At 60.2% G+C, this 23,789-nt stretch carries 22 protein-coding genes; 8 read left to right on the forward strand and 14 right to left on the reverse strand.

Features of this window, described 5'->3' with window-relative positions; genetic code table 11:
- Positions 1 to 109 precede the first annotated feature (109 nt).
- Positions 110 to 1,309: a peptidoglycan DD-metalloendopeptidase family protein gene (locus EK369_RS04190; protein WP_127112401.1), complete on the forward strand. Its 1,200-nt coding sequence runs from the start codon at positions 110 to 112 to the stop codon at positions 1,307 to 1,309.
- Between the two features lie 20 nt (positions 1,310 to 1,329).
- Here EK369_RS04190 and EK369_RS04195 read toward each other — a convergent pair whose 3' ends face one another.
- The 4 genes from EK369_RS04195 to EK369_RS04210 all read right to left on the reverse strand — a co-directional run bounded on the left by EK369_RS04195 (position 1,330) and on the right by EK369_RS04210 (position 3,994).
- Positions 1,330 to 2,172, reverse strand: coding sequence for an ATP-binding protein (locus tag EK369_RS04195; RefSeq protein WP_127112402.1), 843 nt, complete (start codon positions 2,170 to 2,172; stop codon positions 1,330 to 1,332).
- A 119-nt stretch (positions 2,173 to 2,291) separates the two neighbouring features.
- Positions 2,292 to 3,254 carry a twin-arginine translocase subunit TatC gene (gene tatC, locus EK369_RS04200; RefSeq protein ID WP_127112403.1) on the reverse strand — a complete coding sequence of 321 codons (963 nt, stop codon included), beginning with the start codon at positions 3,252 to 3,254 and terminating at the stop codon, positions 2,292 to 2,294.
- On the reverse strand, positions 3,251 to 3,757 hold the full coding sequence (gene tatB / locus EK369_RS04205) for a Sec-independent protein translocase protein TatB (RefSeq protein ID WP_127112404.1): 507 nt from the start codon (positions 3,755 to 3,757) through the stop codon (positions 3,251 to 3,253). Before tatB ends, tatC begins: the two co-directional genes overlap by 4 nt.
- Before the next feature lie 18 nt (positions 3,758 to 3,775).
- Positions 3,776 to 3,994 carry a twin-arginine translocase TatA/TatE family subunit gene (locus EK369_RS04210; RefSeq protein WP_127112405.1) on the reverse strand — a complete coding sequence of 73 codons (219 nt, stop codon included), beginning with the start codon at positions 3,992 to 3,994 and terminating at the stop codon, positions 3,776 to 3,778.
- Between the two features lie 202 nt (positions 3,995 to 4,196).
- Here EK369_RS04210 and EK369_RS04215 point away from each other — a divergent pair, with 202 nt between their 5' ends.
- Positions 4,197 to 4,859 (forward strand): helix-turn-helix transcriptional regulator, encoded by a 663-nt coding sequence (locus tag EK369_RS04215; protein ID WP_127112406.1) that lies wholly within the window; start codon positions 4,197 to 4,199, stop codon positions 4,857 to 4,859.
- Between the two features lie 77 nt (positions 4,860 to 4,936).
- Complete coding sequence (locus EK369_RS04220) at positions 4,937 to 5,488, forward strand: NADase-type glycan-binding domain-containing protein (RefSeq protein ID WP_127112407.1); 552 nt, start codon at positions 4,937 to 4,939, stop codon at positions 5,486 to 5,488.
- A gap of 3 nt (positions 5,489 to 5,491) precedes the next feature.
- Here EK369_RS04220 and EK369_RS04225 read toward each other — a convergent pair whose 3' ends face one another.
- The 3 genes from EK369_RS04225 to EK369_RS04235 form a co-directional block, all read right to left on the reverse strand.
- Entirely contained in the window at positions 5,492 to 6,577 is a 1,086-nt protein-coding gene (locus EK369_RS04225) for an ABC transporter ATP-binding protein (protein ID WP_127112408.1), read from the reverse strand.
- Between the two features lie 101 nt (positions 6,578 to 6,678).
- The gene (locus EK369_RS04230) at positions 6,679 to 7,791 is read right to left on the reverse strand and encodes a YhaZ family DNA alkylation repair protein (protein ID WP_306461201.1); all 1,113 of its coding nucleotides are present in this window, start codon (positions 7,789 to 7,791) and stop codon (positions 6,679 to 6,681) included.
- A 20-nt stretch (positions 7,792 to 7,811) separates the two neighbouring features.
- Complete coding sequence (locus tag EK369_RS04235) at positions 7,812 to 8,591, reverse strand: SDR family oxidoreductase (RefSeq protein ID WP_127112410.1); 780 nt, start codon at positions 8,589 to 8,591, stop codon at positions 7,812 to 7,814.
- Between the two features lie 145 nt (positions 8,592 to 8,736).
- On the opposite strand from EK369_RS04235, the gene EK369_RS04240 reads away from it, so the two are divergent.
- The 5 genes from EK369_RS04240 (at position 8,737) to EK369_RS04260 (ending at position 14,874) form a co-directional block, all read left to right on the forward strand.
- Entirely contained in the window at positions 8,737 to 9,762 is a 1,026-nt protein-coding gene (locus tag EK369_RS04240) for a Hint domain-containing protein (RefSeq protein WP_127112411.1), read from the forward strand.
- A gap of 121 nt (positions 9,763 to 9,883) precedes the next feature.
- On the forward strand, positions 9,884 to 11,491 hold the full coding sequence (locus tag EK369_RS04245) for a peptide chain release factor 3 (RefSeq protein WP_127112412.1): 1,608 nt from the start codon (positions 9,884 to 9,886) through the stop codon (positions 11,489 to 11,491).
- 46 nt (positions 11,492 to 11,537) lie between these two features.
- Entirely contained in the window at positions 11,538 to 12,299 is a 762-nt protein-coding gene (locus EK369_RS04250) for a hypothetical protein (protein ID WP_127112413.1), read from the forward strand.
- The gene (locus EK369_RS04255; protein ID WP_127112414.1) at positions 12,296 to 13,258 is read left to right on the forward strand and encodes a glycosyltransferase family 2 protein; all 963 of its coding nucleotides are present in this window, start codon (positions 12,296 to 12,298) and stop codon (positions 13,256 to 13,258) included. Before EK369_RS04250 ends, EK369_RS04255 begins: the two co-directional genes overlap by 4 nt.
- A 218-nt stretch (positions 13,259 to 13,476) precedes the next feature.
- Positions 13,477 to 14,874 (forward strand): DEAD/DEAH box helicase, encoded by a 1,398-nt coding sequence (locus EK369_RS04260; protein WP_127112415.1) that lies wholly within the window; start codon positions 13,477 to 13,479, stop codon positions 14,872 to 14,874.
- Positions 14,875 to 15,107: 233 nt separating this feature from the next.
- Here EK369_RS04260 and EK369_RS22270 read toward each other — a convergent pair whose 3' ends face one another.
- From EK369_RS22270 to nuoL, 7 genes are all read right to left on the reverse strand, one after another.
- Positions 15,108 to 15,233: a hypothetical protein gene (locus EK369_RS22270; RefSeq protein ID WP_268920602.1), complete on the reverse strand. Its 126-nt coding sequence runs from the start codon at positions 15,231 to 15,233 to the stop codon at positions 15,108 to 15,110.
- Positions 15,234 to 15,319: 86 nt separating this feature from the next.
- Entirely contained in the window at positions 15,320 to 16,987 is a 1,668-nt protein-coding gene (locus tag EK369_RS04265) for a ribonuclease J (RefSeq protein WP_127112416.1), read from the reverse strand.
- A complete protein-coding gene (locus EK369_RS04270; RefSeq protein ID WP_127112417.1) occupies positions 16,984 to 17,760 on the reverse strand; it encodes a type III pantothenate kinase in 777 nt (258 codons plus the stop codon). The genes EK369_RS04265 and EK369_RS04270 overlap by 4 nt, the downstream gene beginning before the upstream one ends.
- 24 nt (positions 17,761 to 17,784) lie before the next feature.
- Positions 17,785 to 18,537 (reverse strand): biotin--[acetyl-CoA-carboxylase] ligase, encoded by a 753-nt coding sequence (locus EK369_RS04275; protein ID WP_127112418.1) that lies wholly within the window; start codon positions 18,535 to 18,537, stop codon positions 17,785 to 17,787.
- Positions 18,538 to 18,644: 107 nt separating this feature from the next.
- The gene (gene nuoN, locus EK369_RS04280; RefSeq protein ID WP_127112419.1) at positions 18,645 to 20,084 is read right to left on the reverse strand and encodes an NADH-quinone oxidoreductase subunit NuoN; all 1,440 of its coding nucleotides are present in this window, start codon (positions 20,082 to 20,084) and stop codon (positions 18,645 to 18,647) included.
- Positions 20,085 to 20,099: 15 nt separating this feature from the next.
- The gene (locus tag EK369_RS04285; RefSeq protein ID WP_127112420.1) at positions 20,100 to 21,647 is read right to left on the reverse strand and encodes an NADH-quinone oxidoreductase subunit M; all 1,548 of its coding nucleotides are present in this window, start codon (positions 21,645 to 21,647) and stop codon (positions 20,100 to 20,102) included.
- Complete coding sequence (nuoL, locus tag EK369_RS04290) at positions 21,647 to 23,785, reverse strand: NADH-quinone oxidoreductase subunit L (RefSeq protein WP_127112421.1); 2,139 nt, start codon at positions 23,783 to 23,785, stop codon at positions 21,647 to 21,649. Before nuoL ends, EK369_RS04285 begins: the two co-directional genes overlap by 1 nt.
- Positions 23,786 to 23,789: the final 4 nt, after the last annotated feature.

A 23,789-nucleotide genomic window follows, 5' to 3' on the forward strand; every position in this document is an offset into this window, starting at 1 on the left:
CTGGGGCATACCCTGCCTCAGAAGAGGCGAAAACGCCCGGTTCCTGGTAAAGAGTAATGACAAGCCACCACTTGCGTGTTGCAGCAGGGTGGCAATTGAGGATTTCGAGATGGCATTCCCGGTTTTGGCTCGGACATCGGTGCGCATTCTCATGGCCAGCGTTGCCCTCGGCGCGCTTGCGGCCTGCGAGGATGGGCTGGACTATGACATGCGCGGTGGCTTTGGCAGCACGCTGGACACCACGACAGCGGCACAAAACGCGACCGCCGAACGCCCGCGGCCCGACAAACGCGGCATCATCTCTTACCCGAACTACCAGGTCGCGATTGCCCGCCGGGGGGACACTCTGACAGACGTGGCCACCCGCATCGATATGCCGGTGGCAGACCTGGCCGGATACAACGGCATCCGCCCCGACGACACGCTGCGCCAGGGCGAAGTCATTGCCCTGCCCTATCGCGTCGCCGAACCCTCAGCCGCAACCGGTGGCACCGGCGTCGTCACGCCGCCCTCGAACGTGGACATCACCGCCCTTGCAGGCAACGCCATCGACGACAGTTCTGCCGCGACCTCTCGTGTGGACAGCGAACCGTTGCAACCTGCGCCCAAGAACGCGCCCAAAGGGGAAACCGGGCTTGAACCCATTCGCCACAAGGTGAAACGCGGCGAGACTGCCTTTACCATCTCGCGGCTCTACAACGTGACACCACGCGCCCTGTCGGAATGGAATGGGCTCGACAGCTCGTATACGATCCGTGAAAACCAGATCCTGCTGATCCCACCGGCCAGCACGAAAAAATCCGGCGGCTCCACCGCCGCAACCGCTGCAGCCGCTGCCACAACGGCACCGGGACAGGGCACACCAACCCCAACCCCGCCAAGCGCCAACAAACCCCTGCCCGAACCCGAGGCCGAGGTGACCAAGCCTGCCTCACCGGATATGGGGGAAACCCAGACCTCCAAGGCGCGCATGGACTATCCTGTTAAAGGCAGCATTATTCGCCCCTATTCCAAGGGCAAGAACAACGGCATCGACATTTCCGCCCCCGCTGGCAGCCCGGTCAAGGCCGCCTCGGGTGGCAAGGTGGCCGCAATCACCACGGATGCGGACAACGTCAAGATCGTCGTGCTGCGTCACGACAACAATCTGATGACAGTTTATTACAACGTCGATGCGGTCAGCGTGAAAAAGGGTGCCAACGTCAAGCGCGGGCAATCGATTGCCAAGGTGCCCTCGGGTGACAGTTTCGTACATTTCGAGGTGCGCAAGGGCTTCGACTCGGTCGATCCGATCCCCTATCTGCAGTGACGTGGGACAGCGCGCGCAGCTTAGCTAAGCTTCACGCCCCGTCGTCCCGCCAAATCGATGAAATACTGCCACGCCACCCGGCCCGAGCGCGCGCCGCGCGTGGCCTGCCATTCGATGGCTTCGGCCCAGAGCGTGTCCTCGTCGATCTCGACCCCATAGGCGGCACAATAGCCCCGGATCATATCGAGGTATTCGTCCTGCGAACAGGGATGGAAACCGAGCCACAGGCCGAAACGATCCGACAGCGACACCTTTTCCTCAACCGCTTCGGATGGGTTGATGGCGCTAGACCGCTCGTTTTCGATCATGTCGCGCGGCATCAGGTGGCGCCGGTTCGAAGTGGCGTAAAACACCACGTTTTCGGGGCGCCCTTCGATCCCGCCATCCAACACGGCCTTGAGCGACTTGTAATGCTGGTCATCGTGGCTGAACGACAGATCATCGCAGAACAACAGGAACCTCTCTTCGCGTCCCCGCAGCAGATTCAATAACCGTGCAACACTCGGCAGGTCCTCCCGCTGCAATTCCACGATCTTCAGCGGCAATCCCTGTTGCAGCACCTCCGCATGAACCGCCTTCACGAGCGAGGATTTCCCCATGCCCCGTGCCCCCCACAAGAGGGCGTTGTTGGCAGGCAATCCGCGGGCAAACTGCGCCGTGTTTTCCAACAGCGTGTTGCGCGAACGATCGACACCAATCAACAGCGAAAGGTCCACGCGGTTGACCTTGGCCACCGGCTCCAGCCGATCCGGTTCCACATGCCACACGAACGCGTCTGCCGCGGCAAAATCCGGGGCTTTCAGCGGCGCAGGCGACATGCGCTCCAGCGCGTCAGCAATGCGGGTCAGCTTGTCCTGGTCCATGAGACACTCCAATCGTTCGGGACAGGTTCAAACCATGTTCGCCGTCCCTGAACAAGCCCCCCCATAAGAAAACGCGCCAGACCCTGGGCCCGGCGCGTTTGATCTAACGACGATGTAGATCAGGACTTGGCGTTGTCCTCGTCCTCTTCGTCGAATTCTTTCATCAGCGGATCATCGGCCTCTTCTTCGTCGTCTTCAAACCAGACGCCCTCGGCCCGCAGCTTGGCTTCGCGCTTCTTCTCGACGCGGTGCACCAGGAAGATCGACACCTCATAAAGACCATAAACCACGGTGAAGAGGATCAGCTGGGTCACAACATCCGGCGGGGTAACCAGGGCCGCCAGCACCAGAATGGCAACCATGGCGTATTTGCGCACGCTGCCCAGACCGCGAGCTGACACGAGGCCGGCCTTGCCCATCAGGGTGAGCAATACGGGCAACTGGAAACACAGACCAAACGCCATGATGAATTTCAGCGTGATATCCAGGCTTTCATTCACCTTGCCGAAAAAGGTGACCTTGATGCCTTCCTGCGTCTCCGGCACGGCCACAACCTCGCCCGGCACCTCCGGGCTCGCCTCGGACAGGAGGTTGGCAAAAATCGAGCTGACGTCGGCAAAGCCCAGGAAAAACGACATTGCCAGGGGGGTCACGACAAAATGCGCAAACGATGCCCCAAGCAGGAACATGAACGGCGACGCGACCAGAAACGGCAGGAACGCGCCTTTTTCGTTCTTGTAAAGCCCCGGCGCCACAAAACGCCACATCTGCATGGCGATATACGGAAAGGCCATGGCGAACCCAAAGACCATCGAAATCCGGAACAGCGTGAACAGGTACTCTTGCGGCGACGTGTATTGCAGTGTCGGAGAGGGATCACCCAGTGCCCGCAGCGACGCCTCGATCGGGGCCAGCAGGAAATTCAGGATATGCACCGCGATAAAGTCCCCACCGATGGGGATAAAGCAAATGGTGATCCCGACAATCAGCGCCAGGACCGAGCGGATAAGCCGCGTGCGCAGCTCTGCCAGATGCTCAATCAACGGGGCCGAGCTGTCTTCGATCTCGTCGGTGTTGCTCATTCTTTGTCCTCAGAGGGGGCCGTATTTGCAGTCGCGTCGAACTTGCGCGCCGACTCGGCCCGTGCCCGGGCCTCGGCTGCCACTTTTTCCGCCGCTTCGGCCTCGGCCTCCAGGCGCTCCTGTGCCTTCTTGGCGGTGGCGTCCTGGATCTTCTTGGCGTTGTCCGCGCGCTCTTTGGCGAGCTTGCCAGTGTTGCTGGTTGGATCAATGCCCAGATCGGTGACAGACTTCAGCGCGTCATTGGCCGCACTGCGCGTCGCCGCAACCGGGTTTGCCGCCTTGGCATAGACGTCGCCTGCACTTTTCAGCGTGTCCGTCACATCCTTGACGCCCGCCTGATCCGCCGCCTGGTTCATGGCGCTTGAGAACTCGCGCGCCATCCCTTTGGCCTTGCCGACAAACTGGCCGACCTGCCGGAACAATACGGGCAAATCCTTGGGCCCCACGACAATCAGCGCAACAACGCCGATCACCAGGAGCTCGGTCATACCGAGATCAAACATGGCGCGTCAGACCCCGTCTCAGACTTTGTCTTTGTCTTCTTCGGGGGTGATGTCCTTGGCCGCATCAGCAACGTCCTGCTCCAGCTGGTCCTCCCCTTCCTTGATGCCCTTTTTGAACGAGGTGATGCCTTTGCCCACTTCGCCCATCAGGCCCGAGATTTTGCCGCGGCCAAACAGCACCAGCACAACAACTGCGATCAACAGAAGGCCAGGAAGGCCGATATTTCCGATACCCATGGGTTTTCTCCTATGCATCGGGGCGGGAGTGTCCGCCTCCGGTAAATGACCCGACATAGTTAAAACTTCGCCGCCGGAACGAAAAGTGCCAAATCCGCCCGGTATGGCGGTTTTTGAGCGGTTTTTGGCAAGAGTTTTGTCAACAGCTTGTCAGTTGACAGGTTTTTGTCAGTAATAAGGGAAATCCTTAGGAGAATCACCCATGAAACGCTCGGACCGGCTCTATGACCTGATTCAGATTCTCAAGGACGGTCGCCTGCACCGCGCAGAGGACATGGCCCGCAATCTTGGCGTCTCTGTGCGCACTATCTATCGTGACATGGATACACTTGCCGCCAGCGGTGTCCCGGTCGAAGGCGAACGCGGTGTCGGCTATTCGGCGCGCGCCGCCATTACCCTGCCCCCCCTGAACCTGACCGAGACAGAGCTAGAGGCGCTGCATCTGGGGCTGGCGGCCGTGGGCAACGGCGTTGATGGCGACCTCAAGGACGCCGCCGAAACGCTCAGCGCCAAGATCGACGCCGTCCTCCCCGAGGATCGCCACGGCGCGCCCAAAAGCTTTGGTTTCGCGGTCTATCCCTTTGCCGACGCCGCCCATGGTTTCAAGTTCCTCGGCACCCTGCGCAGCGCCATTCGCAACCGCCAGAAACTGCGTGTGACAATGCAGAACGCGGCTGTCCTTGATGTTCGCCCCCTGAAACTCGACTACTGGGGCCGCATCTGGACCTGTCTGGTCTGGAGCGATACTGACGACAGCTTTGTCACCTTACGTGCCGATCAGATGCAGGTCGTCGCGATCCTGCCGGGGTTGTTCGTTGACGAACCCGGCAAGCGCCTCGAGGATTACGACCCTACTGCACAATGACACGCAAACGGTGACACGTATCAAGGCCGGTGCCCCCCTGAAATGCTAAACCTGACATTAATAACCCGGAGGATCTCATGAAAACCGCGCGTTTTTTCATTCTGGCTGGCCTGCTCGCCAGCCCTGCGCTCGCTGATGAACCTGAATGTCGCAGTTATGGGGCCACTCAGGCCTACGACCGCGAAACCCTTTGCGTCAGCTCCTTTCTCTCCCCGCAGTCAGGCAATCGCTATGACGCAAAATCCATCAGCGATGACGACGACCGCACCGCATGGTGTGAAGGTGTCAAAGGCAACGGCGTTGGCGAGTTGATTGCCCTTGAGTGGGACAATGCCGCTCCGCTGCACAGCCTTTGGATTTCAAATGGCTATACCAAATCTTCCACATCGTTCAGCGCAAATGGGCGCGTCAGGGATGTCACCATCGCTGTGTGGCGTCAGGGGGCCGCCGATTCAGACTATACCGCTTTTCAGCATCGGCTCGAAGATCATGGCATCGAACAGGGGATCGACATGCCCACGCCCATCGCCCCGCTCGACCGGGTCCTGATCCGCATTGACAGCGTCTATCCGGGCAGCAAATGGCAAGACACCTGCATCAACGAGATATGGGCAGATTTCGGGATGTAACCGCTATTCCGTCGCCGGAAAGACAAAACACCGATCCCGCCGAATTGTCAGCCACAAGGGGGTCCCTTCAGCCGGCAGGAACACGTTGGGCACGGTCGCCTTCAGTGTCGAGCCGTCATAATCCATGCGGAACTCGACAAGGCTTTCGTACCCCATGAAACGCGCGCGCTCGACGACGCCGCGCGCCGCCACACCGTCTGTGGCGGTCGGGTTCGGCCCTTTGCCGCCGCGATCAAAGTCCAGTTTCAGATGCTGCGGGCGGATCACGATGTCCACATCTTCCCCATCCTGCAGGCCTGGCGTCAGGAACTGCCCAAAGGGGGTCTCTGTGAGCGCACCTTTACTTTTGCCCCGGATCACATTGATATCGCTGAAAAATCCAACCGCAGCCTTGTCCACAGGCGCGTTGTAAATATTGTAAGGCGCACCTTGCTGCACAATCTTGCCGTCACGCATCAGCGCGATTTCATCCGCCATGCGCATCGCCTCTTCCGGCTCATGCGTCACCAGCAAAACCGCGGTGTCTTCTTCCTTCAACACGCTCAACGTCTCATCGCGGATATCGTCGCGCAGACGGTTGTCCAGCCCCGAGAACGGCTCGTCCATCAGCATGATGCGCGGACGCGGCGCCAGCGCACGGGCCAGAGCGATCCGTTGTTGCTCGCCACCCGACAGGACGTGCGGATACTCATCCACGGCCCAGATCAGACCCACCTTGTCCAGCAGCTCTTCGACCCGCGCGCGCTTGGCCTCGCGCGTGTCCTTAAGCCCAAAGGCCACGTTGTCGGCCACGGTCATATGCGGAAACAGCGCAAAATCCTGAAACATCAGCCCGATGTGGCGACGCTCAGGCGGAACACGGAACACCGTGTCACAGATCAGCTTGCCATCGACATAGATCTCACCGGAATCCTGCATCTCGACCCCGGCGATCATGCGCAGCGTGGTCGACTTGCCACAGCCCGAGGGTCCCAACAGACAGGTCACATGCCCCGGCTGGATCATCAGCGAGACGTCATTGACCACGTCGCGGTCACCAAATCGCCGCTTCAGATGCCGGATTTCAAGCCGGGGAGGAGTTGCCGTCACTTAAGCCTCGCGCGAATGCCCAATGAAAACCATCGGAATTGAAAAACCCTTACCAGCCCCCCCACGATGCTGCAAGAGACAGCGCCGGGGCGAATTGCCTCTCATGCCGGGTCAAGAACGTCAAAACGGCGTTCCGCCAGAATCCGACCATTGACTTGCACCGCCACGCTATGTGGTCCGGGATGCAGCCTGAACGTCGTCGCATTGCCTTTCAGCACGTGGCGTTTGCGCATCTTCAGGCTTTCACGATCCGTCACAACCCCTTGTTTCAGCTTGAAAACCTTACGACCGGGTTTGCCGCTTGGGCGATGAAAGCTCAACACGTAATCCACGATAACAGGCGTTTCCGCATCCGCGTCCAGAGCGACTTCAAACTCCAGCGCATCACCAATGGCCACGCTTTCACGGACAAGGGTGAAAGATGCCACCCGCACAGGCGCATCCGCCCGGTATCCCAACAACTCCAGCGCCCCGGCGTGCCCCTGTTTCACAAGCGTCCGCAACGCATGCCGGGTCATCCAGTCCAGCTCTTTCTGCGCCTGCCGCCCCTCTTGGTGCCACTCCCCCAGCCGCGCCACCACGGCCTCGGGATCAATCTTGGCAATGTCATTCAGGTGATTGGCAACCGAACGCGTCACATAGCGCGTCGGATCCGCATGCAGCCTATCCAGCAATGGCAAGGCCCGCATCGGATCCATGGTGATGGCCTTGGCCCAGGGCAGTTTCGGGCGCGTGCCCTCGCTGACCAGCCGCCGAACGTGATAGTTGCCATCCCCGGCCCACGCCTCGAGCCGCGCAAGGGTCTCTTCTGGCCAACGGTTCAAAAACGGGCGGATGTAGAACTCCATGGAAAACCGCTGGGTCGCCGCATAGAGCAGCTCCAGCGCCCGCTCTCGATGCGCCTCCAGCCCATGCCGCACGGCCAGAATACCCGGCACCGCGTGGATGAACCGGCCAAAATCATCGTCCCTCAGCCCGGGATCAAGCGGCGCAGGCATTGCGGCCTCAAGCTGTTCTGCCATCTCGACGAAGTCCGGAGCCAACCGCGCCGCAACGCAATCCGCGATCCACTCCAGTCGCTCCAGCAGCTCGCGCCCGTCAAGACCGGCCACCACCTCGCGGTGAAACCCCTCGCCGTCAAACCCAGCAATGGCGGTCGCGTATTCGGCCGCCAAATCACTTAAGGAATCAGCGTTAAATAGCTGATCTTTCAACGAAAACCCTTGCGCCATTCTCAGAGCGTGGCGTTGACGTTGCCACCATCCAGCAGCACGTTCTGCCCCACCATGAAACTGGCATATTGCGAGCACATAAAGGCGCAGGTCGCACCAAAGTCACGTGGATTCCCGTCCCGTCCTGCGGGGATCGTTGCCTGCCGCGCCGCACGCGCCTCTTCAAAACTGATGCCCTGGTTTTGCGAGGTGCCCCTGTCCAACGCGTCAATCCGATCGGTGGCATGGCTGCCCGGAAGCAGATTGTTGATACAAACCCCATGCGGCGCGACCTGCCGCGAGGTGCCCGCCACATAGCCGGTCAACCCGGCCCGTGCAGAATTCGACAGCCCCAATACCGCGATCGGCGCCTTTACGGATTGCGAGGTGATGTTCACCACGCGCCCCCATCTCTTTTCAATCATCCCGGGCACCAGCGCCTTGATCAGCGCAATGGGGGTCAGCATGTTGGCATCCAGCGCCGCGACAAAGTCGTCCCGATCCCAGTCCGTCCACATCCCCGGAGGTGGGCCACCTGCGTTATTGACAAGAATATCAACACCCTGCGCCGCTTCGATCAGCTTGGATTGGCCTTCAGGCGTGGTCACATCCACCGCCACCGTTGCCACCTCAACGCCGAAACGGTCGCGCAAATCCTGCGCAGCAGCTTCCAGTGCTTCGGCCCCGCGGGCATTCATCACCAGATTCACACCGGCTTCGGCCAAGGCCGTGGCGCAGGCCAGCCCCAAGCCTTTGGATGATGCACAGACCAATGCGCGCTTTCCCTTGATCCCCAGATCCATGATCTCACTCCCTGTTCGTTGAATTGCGACCATGTAAATCACATTTCCCGGCAAGGGCCAGCAAATTGCCGGGCGCCGGGCCACAAAGCGCCACAATCTCAAGGCAATGCTTGAACAAAGCCCGTAAAAGCGCGAAATTGAGCAGATGTCCCAGACCCAACACGCCTTGTCCCTGCCCTCTCAACGGCTGCCGGTTTACCGGGCCGAGCTTTTGCGGGTCACCGATGGCGCAAATCTGGGCGACACCCTGTCCTTTGCCGACGAACTGGTGCCGGATGACGTTTACGAGCTGACCTTTGGCGCCATGCTGCAAAGCCTGTCGATCCATGTCGGGGAAAAAGACGCCTATCATGTCAGCCCCGAGAGCCTGCTTGGCCACCCCGGCGCCAGGCTTGTTGCTGACAGCGTTCTGACGGTCATGCCACCCACAGGCGAAACCATTGAAATCCTCGTTCTGGTCGAAGTCGACACAGAGGGCCACGTGGTCCAGATCTATGCCGCGCCGCTCAGCCCGATCAGTGAAAAGCTGCCCTATTCCCTTGTGGGCATTGACAAAAATGCGGCCCGCCTGCGCATGGCCCAGATGGCCTGTGTCAGCTTCACCCGCGGCACCCGCATCACGCTTGCCACCGGCGAACAGCGGGCGGTGGAACACCTGCAGGCAGGCGACCGCGTACTGACACGTGATGATGGCCCCCAGGAAATCCGCTGGATCGGCCACCTGACCATGCGGGCCTCGGGCGAATTTGCCCCGATCCGCATCAAGGCCGGCACCCTCAACAACGCGGGCGACCTCACCGTCAGCCCCGATCACCGCCTGTTCATCTACCAGCGCCACGACCACATTGGCGCGGGCCGCTCGGAACTGCTCGTCCGGGCGCGCCACCTTGTCAACGGCGAGACTGTCAAAGTCGCCGAGGGCGGCTATGTCGACTATTTCCAGCTGTTGTTCGACACCCACCAGATCATCTTTGCCGAAGGCATCTCGGCCGAAACCATGCAGGCCGACCAACGCACACGGCCGGTGTTGCCCGAGGACGTCAAACAAGAGCTTGCGCGCCCGAAACAAGGCCACAACGCGCCCCCGCGCCACCAGGCCTACGAGGTCAATGAAACCCTGCTCGACCGCCCGGACGCGGTTGAACTGCTGCGTCGCGCCTCGTCCAAGTAATCCCTGCTTCTTTTGGCCAAAAATATCCCGGGGTGAATTGGCCCTTCAGGGCCAAGAGGGGCTGGCCCCTCCGACCCATCTCAGTATTGCGCCCGGGCCGCGGCCCGACTATATGGCCCACATGTTAGACGTGACCCCAAACCGCCCTGATCTGCCGCCGGAAATTGCCCGTCGCCGCACTTTTGCGATCATTTCGCACCCGGACGCCGGCAAGACGACGCTGACCGAGAAATTCCTCCTCTATGGCGGCGCCATCCAGATGGCCGGACAGGTGCGCGCCAAGGGCGAAGCCCGGCGTACGCGCTCGGACTTCATGCAGATGGAAAAAGATCGCGGAATTTCGGTCTCGGCCTCGGCCATGTCCTTTGATTTTGGCCCCTACCGCTACAACCTGGTCGACACGCCCGGCCACTCGGACTTTTCCGAAGACACCTATCGCACGCTCACCGCCGTGGACGCTGCCGTGATGGTGATCGACGGCGCCAAGGGCGTTGAGAGCCAGACCCAGAAGCTGTTCGAGGTTTGCCGCCTGCGCGACCTGCCGATCCTGACCTTCTGTAACAAGATGGACCGCGAAAGCCGCGATACCTTTGAAATCATCGACGAGATTCAGGAAAACCTCGCCATCGACGTCACACCCGCCTCCTGGCCGATTGGCGTGGGGCGCGAGTTCATGGGGTGTTACGACCTTCTGAACGACCGGCTCGAGCTGATGGATCGCGCCGACCGTAACGTGATCTCGGAATCTATTGAAATCAAAGGCCTGGACGACCCCAAGCTGGCCGAACACGTACCCGCCCACCTGCTCGAGCAATTCCTGGAAGAGGTCGAAATGGCACGCGAGCTGCTGCCCAAACTCGACCCCCAGGCGGTGCTCGAAGGGCATATGACACCGATCTGGTTCGGCTCGGCCATCAACTCGTTTGGTGTGCAGGAACTGATGACCGGGATCGGCGACTTTGGCCCGGAACCCCAAGTCCAAAGCGCACAACCGCGCAAGATCGCCCCGGAGGAAACAAAAGTTTCGGGTTTCGTGTTCAAGGTTCAGGCCAACATGGACCCGAAACACCGTGACCGCGTCGCCTTTGTGCGCATGGCCTCGGGCCATTTCAAACGCGGCATGAAACTGACCCACGTGCGCTCGAAAAAACCGATGGCGATCTCCAACCCGGTGCTGTTCCTCGCCTCTGATCGCGAACTGGCCGAAGAGGCCTGGGCAGGCGACATCATCGGCATCCCGAACCACGGTCAGCTGCGCATCGGCGATACCCTCACCGAAGGCGAAGCCTTGCGCGTCACCGGCATCCCCTCGTTTGCGCCGGAACTGTTGCAAGGCATTCGCGCAGGCGACCCGATGAAGGCCAAGCATCTGGAAAAAGCCCTGATGCAGTTCGCCGAGGAAGGCGCTGCCAAGGTCTTCAAACCGATGATCGGGTCCGGCTTTATCGTCGGCGTTGTCGGCCAGTTGCAATTCGAAGTGCTCGCCAGCCGGATTGAGATGGAGTACGGCCTGCCGGTGCGCTTTGAGCAAAGCCAGTTCACCAGCGCACGCTGGGTGAGCGGCAGCCAACAAGCGGTTGATAAGTTTGTAAATTCCAACAAACAACATATCTCCTACGACCATGACGGAGACGTGGTTTACCTGACCCGTCTGCAATGGGATATCGACCGTGTTGACCGGGATTATCCCGACGTCAAACTGACCGCGACCAAGGAAATGATGGTCTGAGCCAAAGGGCGATTGCGCGGGCCTTTGCCCCGTGCAATCATGCCCCATGTCGAGCGAAGATCTGACCTACCCAAGCGGCCTGCAAGAGCTGAGTGAACGCCACAATTCCCGCCGGAAACCGTTTGATTTCGGCGAGGAATCCTTGCCTGCGCTCGACATTGATCTGACCGGTCTGAGGGATCGGATTGTCCCCGCTTCGGCCACGACACGACAAAAGGGCGAACCGCTTCGGGGCACCCATTGGATGCGCAAGCGCCGCAAGATTGCCGAAGAGTTTGTGGGCAATTCCGAACTGGCCTACCTGAACGCGCTTTTGATCTCAAACCTGCGCAAGACCGATGCACCGCCCCAGACCGCCCCCTTGTTCCTGCGTCTTTGGGCCGAAGAACACGAACACCTGATCGCCGCGCTGGACCTGCGCTGGAAAGTCTCGTCCATCATGACCTTTGCCGACCACGGCGCCACCGATGTTCAGCGCCAGGTGGGTCAGGCCATGCGCATGCTCTTTGCCATGATGAAACTCTATGAATTCGAACGGCTTTACAGCGGCTTTAAACCCAGAAAACTCTTTGGCCTTGGCAATCGCAAACGGGCGGCCCTTCCCATGCAAATGGAAAAGTTTTCGCTCACCAATGGCGGGCTGGATGCCAACACCCTGGCCCCTGTCTGGGAACTGGCGCTGACGGACCGGGGCATTGCACCCCTGGCCAATCACCTCTTCGAAGAGCTGAACCGCGACGATGGCACCATCTTTCGCCGCCTGCGCCGCATGCGTGATGAGCTGACCGAGAAAAGAGCCGGGAAATGACCCGCTGGGGCGTGGTCGCAACCATCAAGGCACCGCCGCGCGAGGTCCTGAACTTTGTCGCCTATCATCTCGAGCTTGGCGCCGATCACCTGTTCATCTACCTCGACAACCAAAACCCCACGGCCCAGGCCGCGCTCGACGCGCACCCGCAAGTCACCGTCACCCGCACCGATGGGGCCTACTGGCGCGCCAGTGGCATCAAGAAACCGGTCAAACACCAACCTCGCCAAACCTATAACGCCACCCACGCCTATCAGATGGCGACAGATCTCGATTGGCTTGTGCACATCGACGTGGATGAGTTTCTGTGCCCGGCCGACCTCTCTGTCAGCGCGCTGCTGGACACCCTGCCCCCAGACATGGCCTGTGCCCGCGTGCGCCCTGCCGAGGCCCTGGCCACGGATGGCATCGCAGGGCTGGACCCTGACGCAACCTATTGCAAGGCTTGGATCAGGAACCAGGGCGACATGCGCAGGATCGAGGCCGATCTCTACCCGGATTTTGGTGGATACTTCCGGGCCGGCTTTGTCAGCCACACGGTTGGCAAGATCTTTTTGCGCACCGGCCTCGGCCCGCTCGAGTTCCGCATTCACCGTGCCATGGTCGAGGGTGAGGAAATCACCCCCCGTACCGTGCTGGACGGCATCGACCTCTGCCACCGTCACATTGCCGACTGGGACGCATGGCAAAAGGTTTTCGACTTCCGCATGGACCGTGGATCGTACCGCGAGGGTCTCAAGGCCTCGCGCTCGGGCGAACCCGGCGGCATGACCATCAACGAGGTGTTCACATTCCTGCTGCAGGATGGTGGCCAAGAAGGGCTGCGCCGGTTTTATGAAGAGGTCTGCCTCGCCCGTCCGGCCCTGTTGCAAAAACTCGAGGCGCACGGCCTGCTCCGGGTGTTCCACCTCGACCTTGCTCGCAAGCGCAAAAAGCACTTTCAGAACTGGCGTCGATAAGCGGTAGGATGCCCGCAATTGTCACCGGTTGTTCCAAAAGTGTCTCAGTGTTTCGCAAATCGGGACAATCCGCCTGCGTTTCCGGGCTTTGATTGACCACCCCGTGGTTTTTCGCTACACAGCGCCAGTGGGTCGTAATTGCGGCAAACCGCGGGGCCGAACGGGCCCGACCCCACCATACGCTACGGGCCGGATGTGTCCGTAAACCACGGATACACATGACAAAATTTTCCGATTTGAACCTTAACCCCAAGGTGATGAAAGCCATCATCGAGGCGGGATACGAAACGCCAACCCCTATTCAGGCGGGCGCGATTCCCCCGGCACTGGAAGGCAAGGACGTCTTGGGCATCGCCCAGACCGGCACCGGCAAAACCGCCAGCTTTACGCTGCCCATGCTGTCACTGCTCGCCCGCGGACGGGCCCGCGCACGGATGCCACGCAGCCTCGTGCTCTGTCCGACCCGCGAACTGGCGGCACAGGTGGCCGAGAACTTCGACACCTATTCCAAGCACCTGAAACTGACCAAGGCGCTGCTGATTGGCGGCGTGTCGTTCAAGGAACAGGACAAGCTCATCGACAAAGGCGTCGACGTGCTGATCGCCACCCCCGGCCGTCTGCTCGACCATTTCGAACGTGGCAAGCTGTTGCTGACCGGCGTTCAGGTAATGGTGGTGGACGAAGCTGACCGTATGCTCGACATGGGCTTCATTCCCGACATCGAACGCATCTTCTCGCTGACACCTTTCACCCGCCAGACGCTGTTCTTCTCGGCCACCATGGCACCCGAGATTGAGCGTATCACCAACACCTTCCTGTCGGCCCCGGCCCGCATCGAAGTGGCTCGTCAGGCCACCGCGTCCGAGACCATCGAACAGGGCGTCGTGATGTTCAAAGCCTCGCGCCGCGACCGCGAAGGCAGCGAAAAACGCCGTGTCCTGCGCGCATTGATCGATAGCGAGGGCGAGGCCTGCACCAACGCCATCATCTTCTGCAACCGCAAGACGGATGTGGATATCTGCGCGAAATCGCTCAAGAAATACGGCTATGACGCGGCACCGATCCATGGCGATCTGGACCAGTCTCAGCGGACTCGCACTTTGGATTCCTTCCGCAATGGCGAATTGCGCATTCTGGTGGCCTCTGACGTTGCCGCCCGTGGGCTGGATGTGCCCAGCGTCAGCCACGTCTTTAACTTTGATGTCCCCGGCCATGCCGAAGACTACGTGCACCGCATTGGCCGCACCGGTCGCGCGGGACGTGACGGCAAGGCCTTTACCATCTGCATTCCACGAGATGAGAAAGCCTTTGATGCGGTTGAAAAGCTGATCCAAAAAGAAATCCCTCGGGTTGAGAACCCGGCCAAATCTTCAGAACCCCGCAAATCGCGCAAGAAGCCCGAAGCAGAAGTCGAAGTCGAAGCCGCCCCGGTTCAGCCCAAAGTCGTTGAGGAAACACCAGCTGAAAGACCGGCCAAGGACACCTCAAAAGGCAAACCCCAACGCGGCCGCGGTCGTGGCCGTCAGGATCGGGGGCGTGACGACAAGGTTGTCGGCATGGGTGACCATCTACCCAGCTTCATTGCCCTCAGCTTTGACGAACGCCGCACCAGCTAAGCCAGGAATGACCTCGTAGGTCGGACAAATTGTCCGACCTACCCCGGCTCAATCATTGTAGTCATCGGCACGCAGCCCGGCGCGTTCAAGGTGCACGGGCAAAACCCGGCCATATAGCTGTCTGGTACGCTCCGGCGCGCCAACCCTGTAACCCTGTTCGGGTCTTCCACATGGGAAAAGATCGCAGCGTAGCCCCGCCTTGGCCCCTTCTGCCCTGGCCTGAGAAACCCTTTCTATACCGCGCAACCGCCACAGCCGAGATCGTCCCGCACCTGCGCCAGCACCGCATCACGCGCGGGGCCAGGCTGATGAATGGGATAGCGATCCAGGTCGACCAGATCATTGGCGATATGAGACATGACGTCCTCCTGTGTCATGCCCCATGCCAGCGCGATTTCCGGCGATGTTCTACCGCGTTTTCTCCGACCTCAATGTCGCAAATGCATCAGTTTAACCGGCTGATGATCACCGTAACCTCTGGTTTGCGCCCGATCTCATCAACGCATGTATTGCGGGCAATCCGGCGCAGCTCCATCTCAAGCTTGTCATCATCAGACAGGGTTTTCTCTGCCGCCCGCCCCAGAAACTGCGTCAGATCCGCTTCCAGCACATCCACCAGCGGTGCATCACTGCGGCCCAACTCGGACAGACCTTTGACCTCGCACCAGGCATCCCCAAGCGGCTCGTCATCCTCGTCAAGGATCACCGTCACCACCACATGCCCGTTCAGCGCCATGCGAATCCGGTCGCGGACAATGCCATCCAGCGCCCCGATCTGCACCGCTCCGTCCAGATAGGTGCGTCCGGTTTCAACAAACCCGCAGACCATCGGGGAGTCTCCGGTCAGGTCCACCATGGTGCCGTTCACTGCCACGAGCGACCCACGCCCGCGCGCCAGTGACAACTTGGCATGTTCGCGCAAATGACGATGCTCGCCGTGGTTCGGAATCACCATCGTCGGGTTCACGATATCCTGCAACCGCTCCAGATCAGGGCGGTTGGCATGCCCCGACACGTGATAAAGCCCCGAGGCATCATCCACCACATCGACACCCATCTCCGAGAACTGATTCACGATGCGGATCACACCGCGTTCATTGCCCGGAATGGTCTTGGACGAGAACAGGAACAGGTCTCCCTCTTTCAACTCAATCCCGTTGTACTTGCCCCGTGCCAATTGCGCCGAGGCCGCCCGGCGTTCGCCTTGCGAACCAGTGACCAGCAACATCAGGTTTTCACGCGGAATGGCGCGGGCATCCTCGGGGCTGACCACCTTGGGGAAGCTCTTCAGAACCCCCTCCTGGATCGCGGCCTCGATCATGCGGCGCATCGCGCGGCCCATCAGGCAGATCGACCGCCCGGCACGTTCGCCCGCCTCGGCCAGGGTCTTCACCCGTGCCACGTTTGACGCAAAGGTGGTCGCGACCACCATGTTCGGTGCCTCGGTCACCAGTTTCTCAATCTCGGGCCCAACGCTTGCCTCAGAGCGCCCGGCATGGCGTGAAAACACATTGGTCGAGTCACAGATCAATGCCTTGATGCCACCCTTGGCGACACTGGCCCACAGTTTTTCATCAAAAGGTTCCCCCACCACCGGCGTCTCGTCCAGCTTGAAGTCGCCCGAATGGATCAACCGCCCCGCAGGCGTATCAATCACAAGCGCCGCACTTTCCGGGATCGAGTGGCTGACCGGCAGGAATCCAACCGAAAACGGCCCGGCCTTGGTGGTCTCTGGCCAGGTGCCAACGGTGGTGACAGTGGTCTCCGGCAGACCGCGATCCGCCATCTTGTGTCGCGCCAGGTTCGCCGTAAAGGCGCGGGCATAGACCGGCACGCCCAACTTTTCCCAATAATGCCCCACGGCACCGACATGGTCTTCATGCCCGTGGGTGATGAACACCGCTTCCAAACGATGCTTGTTCTCGGCCAGCCATCTGATGTCGGGAAAGATCAGATCAACACCGGGGCTGGTGTCCATATCCGAAAACGTCACGCCCAGATCCACGAGGATCAGCCGTTCTTTATCTTCGGGCCCATAGCCGTAGACATAGGCATTCATGCCAATTTCACCTGCGCCACCGAGGGGCAGGTAAATCAAACGCTCACTGCTCAATTGCCGTGTTCCTTGTTATAATTGTGGATCACGGTCAGCCCGTGCATGGTCAGATCTTCTTCGAAACGGTCAAACAGCTGCACCGATTGCTGGAACAAGGGCGCAAGCCCCCCGGTCGCGATGACTTCCATCGGGCGCTCCCGCTCGGCCTTGATCCGCGCGCAGATTTCCCGCACCAGACCGACATAGCCCCAGAACACACCCGATTGGATACAGGCCACCGTGTTGGTGCCAATCACCGATTGCGGCTTGGCGATATCGACATGCGGCAGGGCGGCGGCGGCATTGTGCAACGCCTCAAGGCTCAGGTTCACCCCCGGCGCAATCACGCCGCCGATATAGGCGCCATCCGCGGCGACAACGTCAAAAGTGGTTGCCGTGCCAAAGTCGACGACAATCAGATCGCCTCCATGGCGGTTATAAGCCCCCGCCGCATTGACCAGCCGGTCGGGGCCAACAATCGTGCCCTCATCGACCCGCGCCTCAACCGGCAACAGGCATTCCGGGCGCCCCACGACATAAGGTCGGCACCCAAAGAACCGATCCGCAAAGACCCGCAGGTTGAACACCACGCGCGGCACCGTCGAGGAAATGATCACCTCTTTGATGTCCAGGTCGATCTCATAGTGTTTGATCAGTGTCGAGAACCAGGTGAAATAGGCATCCGCCGTCCGGCTGTGATGGGTCGAGGTGCGCAACGTGCACAGGAATTTCTCGCCGTCCCAGATGGAAAAAACGGTGTTGGTGTTGCCGCAATCAATCGCCAATAGCATCGCGCACGCCCTTTTTACGTGGTTTCAAAAGAACACCTCTGCCGCCGGAATGGCGACAGTCCCCCCCGAGGTCTTCAACACCAGATTGCCGTCCAAGTCCACCGTTTCAAAGGTTCCGACGGTTTCGTCACGTGACGTTCTGGCGGTGATCACCTCTCCCAGTTTCGCCGCGCGCGCCAGCCAGGCCTCGCGGATCGGCGCAAACCCATAGTTGGTGAACTGCGCCTCCCAGGCCGCATAGGCTGGTGCCAAAAGGGCCAGAAACGCCTCGGGTTCAACCGCAATTCCGGTCTCCGACTTCAAAGAAACAGGTGCCACAGCGCGCGCCTCCAGCAGGCGCGCATCAGGCGCCTCCGTCAGGTTCACCCCGATCCCAATGGCAAAATGCCCAACCTTGCCCCCGGCCACCCCGGCACTTTCCAAAAGAATGCCCGCCACCTTGGCGCCGTTCAACAAGACATCATTGGGCCACTTCAAAGCAAAGGCCTCGGGCCTGCCGGTCGCTGCCACAAACGCATCATAAAGCGCCAAAGACGCCACAAACGACCGCAACGCCACAACCTCGGGCCCTTCCTTGGGCTGCAACACCAGGGTGCCCGCAAAATTCCCCACGGGATCTGCCCAGGGCCGCCCACGCCGTCCGCGCCCCTTGGTCTGGCGCAAGCCCAGGATCCACTCCGGCCCCCGCAGTTCCGAGGCAATCCGCGCCGCTTCCGCGTTGGTGCTGTCCACCTCCGCCAAAACCCGCTTGCCATATCCTTCGGGCCATCCGGTCATGGTCATCCCTTCGTATTGCCCCAAATACTCTCGCCAAAGGCATCTTAAAAATACAGCGACGCGCCCCATGGGGCGCGTCACAATTTCCAAACAGCCAGATCAGACGCTTACTTGACCAGCGTCGCCGCCGCGGCCTGCGCGATGCCTTCGATGCCAAAGAGGTTCACAACCCCAATCAGCATGATCGCAGCCGAGCCCATCAGCAGGCCGTACAGAACCGGCGACTTGCCGTTGTCCAGCCCGTCACCCTCTTCACCAAAATACATGTAGTAAACGATGCGCAGGTAATAGAAGGCACCAATCACCGAGGCGATAACACCCAGCACGGCCAACCAGGCCAGACCGGCGTCATAAGCCGCGCGCAGCACATAGAACTTGCCAAAGAAACCCACCAGCGGCGGCACACCGGCCAGCGAGAACAACAGGATCAGCATGGCCATCGCCTTGCCGGAATTGGTGCGCGAATACATGTTGAGCGACCGGATATCGGTCACCGGCTCACCATCTTTTTCCATCGACAGGATAAAGGCGAAGGTACCGACATTCATGGTGACGTAAATCGCCATGTAGATCAGCAGCGCCTGCACGCCAAAGGCGGTGCCCGCCGCCAGCCCCATCAGGGCATAACCCATATGCGCGATCGACGAATAGGCCATCAGACGTTTGATGTCGGTCTGACCAATCGCCGCCACGGCGCCCAGGAACATCGACAGCACCGACAACAGCGCGATGATCTGCTGCCAGTCACCCACATTGCCGCCAAAGGCGTCATGCAACACGCGTGCAAACAGCGCCATGGCGGCCACTTTCGGCGCGGTGGCAAAGAAGGCGGTGATCGGTGTCGGCGCGCCTTGGTAGACGTCCGGGGTCCACATGTGGAACGGCACGGCCGAGACCTTGAACGCCAGACCACAGGCAATGAACACGAGACCAAAGAGCATCCCCAGCGACACATGGCCATGACCCGCGGCGTCGATGATACCGGCGAAATTGGTTGTGCCAGCAAAGCCGTAAACCAGCGACGAACCATAAAGCAACAGACCCGACGACAGTGCGCCCAGCACAAAGTACTTCATGCCCGCCTCAGCCGACTTGGCACTGTCCCGGCGCATCGAAGCGATCACGTAAAGCGACAGCGACTGCAATTCGAGCCCCATATAAAGCGCCATCAGGTCGCCTGCGGAAACCATGACCATCATGCCAACAACCGACAGGGTCACCAGCACGGGGTATTCGAACCGCAGCATACCGCGACGGCTCATGTAATCCTGCCCCATGATCAACACGGCAGCAGCGGACAACAGGATCGTCACCTTGGCAAAACGGGCAAAGCCGTCGTCGTTGAACATGCCGTCAAAGGCCACACGCTCGCCCTCGCCGCCCAGCCCGATCCACGCGGCAACCACCACGAAAACCGCAGCAGTGGCCCAGGTCAGGGTGCCCGCGATGCCGTCCTTGCGCGTGTAAACCGCGCCAATCAGCGCCACCATCGCATAACAGGCCAGCAGGATCTCTGGCAGAATGATATTCAGATCAGCCTGGATCATTTTCTCAAGCTCTCCTTAATGCGACGCCATTGCCGCGTCCCCGATCGGGGTTTGCGCAACTGCGGTTTCATAGTTGTGGATCAGCGCCTCGACCGAGGGGCCAATGATATCGGTGACCAGTGGCGGATAGACACCCAGGATCAGGGTCATCGCCACCAGCGGGGCAAAGATCCATTTCTCGCGGGCGGTCATGTCGCTGATCGACTTCAGGCTTTCCTTGATGAGATCGCCAAAGACCACACGGCGATAGAGCCACAGCGCATAAGACGCCGAGAAGATCACGCCCGAGACCGCGAAGAGAGCAACCCAGGTGTTGGCCTTGAAGATACCCAGGATGGTCAGGAATTCCCCGACAAAGCCCGAGGTGCCCGGCAGGCCGACGTTGGCCATGGTGAAGAACATGAAGATCAGCGCATAGGCCGGCATCCGGTTCACCAGACCGCCATAAGCATCAATCTCACGTGTGTGCATGCGGTCATAGATCACGCCCACACACAGGAACAACGCGCCCGAGATGAAGCCGTGGCTCAGCATCTGAAAGATAGCCCCGTCAATACCCTGCTGGTTGGCAGCAAAGATACCCATGGTCACATAGCCCATGTGCGCCACCGAAGAGTAAGCGATCAGCTTTTTCATGTCTTCCTGCACCAGCGCCACCAGCGAGGTATAGACAATCGCAATCGCCGACATCCAGAGAACCAGATCGGTCATCACGGCCGAGCCAACCGGGAACATCGGCAAGGAGAAGCGCAGGAAGCCGTAGCCGCCCATCTTCAACAGGATCGCCGCCAGAACCACAGAACCCGCAGTGGGCGCCTGCACGTGTGCATCCGGCAACCAGGTGTGCACCGGCCACATCGGCATCTTCACCGCAAAGCTTGCGAAGAACGCCAGGAACATCAGCGTCTGCATACCGCCGACGATGTGGATGCCCAGCACCGAGAAGCTTTCCGAGGCGAACTCATGACGCATCAGGGTCGGAATGTCGGTGGTGCCTGCGTCGGCAAACATCGCCACCATCGCAACCAGCATCAGGACCGAGCCGAGGAAGGTATAAAGGAAGAACTTGAAGCTGGCGTAGATGCGGTCCTTGCCGCCCCAGATGCCGATGATCAGGAACATCGGGATCAGGCCCGCCTCAAAGAACAGGTAGAACAGTACCAGGTCCAGCGCCATGAAGACGCCGAGCATCAGCGTTTCCAGCAGCAGGAAGGCGATCATGTATTCCTTGACGCGGTGCTCGACGTTCCACGAGGCCGCAATCACCAGCGGCATCATAAAGGTGGTGAGCATCACGAACAGAACCGAGATCCCGTCCACACCCAGTTTGTATTTCAGGCCCATCAGCCATTCGCGTTCTTCCACGAACTGGAAGCCGGTGTTCGAGGGGTCAAACTCGAACAGGATGGCCAGCGACACCAGGAAGGTGATGACCGTGGCCACCATCGCGACCCATTTCGCGTTGCGCTGAGCCGCCGCCTCTTCCCCGCGCAGGAAGATCGCGAGGATCGCCGCTGCGAGCGCAGGGATAAAAGTCACAAGGGAGAGCAAGCTATCGTTCATTAGTGCGCTCCTCCGCTGAGCGAAATCCAGGTGATAAGAACGGCAACGCCGATCACCATGGCTAGTGCATAGGTAAAGATGTAACCGGACTGGGCGCGGCCCGCGAGGCGGGTGAACCAGGGCACGATGCCCATCGCCACGCCATTGAGGAACCCGTCGATCACGTTGCCATCACCGCGTTTCCAGAAGAAACGGCCAAGCGCCTTGGCGGGACGGACAAAGATCGCGTCGTAAAGCTCGTCAAAGTACCACTTGTTCAAGAGGAACTGATAAAGCGGACGCTGGCTCTCGGCCAGTTTCGCAGGGAAGGCCGGGTTCACGATGTAGAAATAGAACGCAGTCACAAAACCCAACAGCATTGCGATGAACGGCGAGACCTTGACCCATGTCGGGGCGTGGTGGGCATCGTCCAGCACGTGGTTGTCCGGGTGCATGAAGATCGCGCCTTCCGGGGCTTCGCCATGATGCGCCGCCATGACAGGCGCATGCGCCGGATCGTCATGTTTGGCGGCGTGATCATCGCCGTGCTCTTCGGTCGCGTGCGCGTCCTCATCGCCATGATCGTCCGTGGCAGGCTCGTCGCCGTGGCTGTCCGCAGCTTCATGGTGCGCCGGAATGCCGAAAAAGGCATTGACCTGCTCGTGTTTGCCAAAGAACGACCCGTACCACAGCATCCCCGAAAAGATTGCCCCCAGCGCCAGCACGCCAAGCGGCACCAGCATGACCATGGGGCTTTCGTGGGCGTGGTCGTGGGTGTGCTTGTTGCCGCGTGCCTCACCGTAAAAGGTCAGGAACATCAGCCGCCACGAGTAGAACGAGGTGAACAGCGCCGCAATGACCAGCATCCAGAAGGCATAGCCCCCTTGCGTGCCGGCCCATGCGCTCTCGATCACCGCATCCTTGGACAGGAAGCCGGCGAAACCGATATGGGTCAGCGGGATGCCAACGCCGGTGATGGCCAGCGTACCGATCATCATCGCCCAGAAAGTCATGGGCAGTTTCTTACGCAGGCCGCCATAGTTGCGCATGTCCTGCTCGTGATGCATGCCGTGGATCACCGAGCCGGCGCCCAGGAACAGCATCGCTTTGAAAAACGCGTGGGTGAACAGGTGGAACATGGCGACCGAATAGACGCCCACACCTGCGGCCACGAACATGTAACCCAGCTGCGAACAGGTCGAATAGGCGATCACGCGCTTGATGTCGTTCTGCACCAGACCCACGGTCGCGGCAAAGAACGCGGTGGTGGCACCGATATAGACCACGACCATCTTGGCTTCGGGCGCATATTCAAACAGCGGCGACATCCGGCAGACCAGGAAAACACCCGCCGTCACCATGGTCGCAGCGTGGATCAGCGCCGACACAGGGGTCGGACCTTCCATCGCGTCCGGCAACCAGGTGTGCAGGAACAGCTGCGCCGACTTCCCCATCGCGCCGATGAACAACAGGAAAGCCAAGAGGTTCGCGGCATTCCAGTCGGTCCACAGGAAGGTGATCGAGGTTTCCGCCAGCGCCGGTGCGGCGGCAAAGACGTCGTCAAACTTGATCGAGTCGACCATGAAGAACAGGCCGGCGATCCCGAGGGCAAAGCCAAAGTCACCCACGCGGTTGACCACAAAGGCCTTGATCGCGGCGGCGTTGGCCGACGGTTTCTTGTAGTAAAACCCGATCAGCAGGTACGAGGCGACGCCCACACCTTCCCAACCAAAGAACATCTGCACCAGGTTGTCGGCGGTGACCAGCATCAGCATGGCAAAGGTAAAGAAAGACAGATACGCAAAGAAGCGCGCCTTGTAGTGCTCATCCTCTTTCCAGGCCTCGTCATGGGCCATGTAGCCAAAGGAATAAAGGTGCACCAGCGCCGAGACCGTGGTCACGACGATCAGCATGATCGCGGTCAGCCGATCCAGACGGATCGCCCAGGCCGTATCCAGCGTGCCGGACTGGATCCAGTCGAGAACGTGAATGTAATGGGTCTGCCCATCATGGGTCAGGAACACGACCCAGCTCAAGAGACAGGCCAGGAACAACAGGCCAGTGGTGACCCACTGCGCGCCCTTTTCCCCGATAAAGCGCCAGCCGAAGCCACCAATAAGGCTACCGATCAGCGGAGCGAACAGGATGATCTTTTCCATCTGC

Origin of the sequence: Shimia sediminis, assembly GCF_003990645.1 — a bacterium.
Taxonomy (GTDB): Bacteria; Pseudomonadota; Alphaproteobacteria; order Rhodobacterales; family Rhodobacteraceae; genus Shimia; species Shimia sediminis.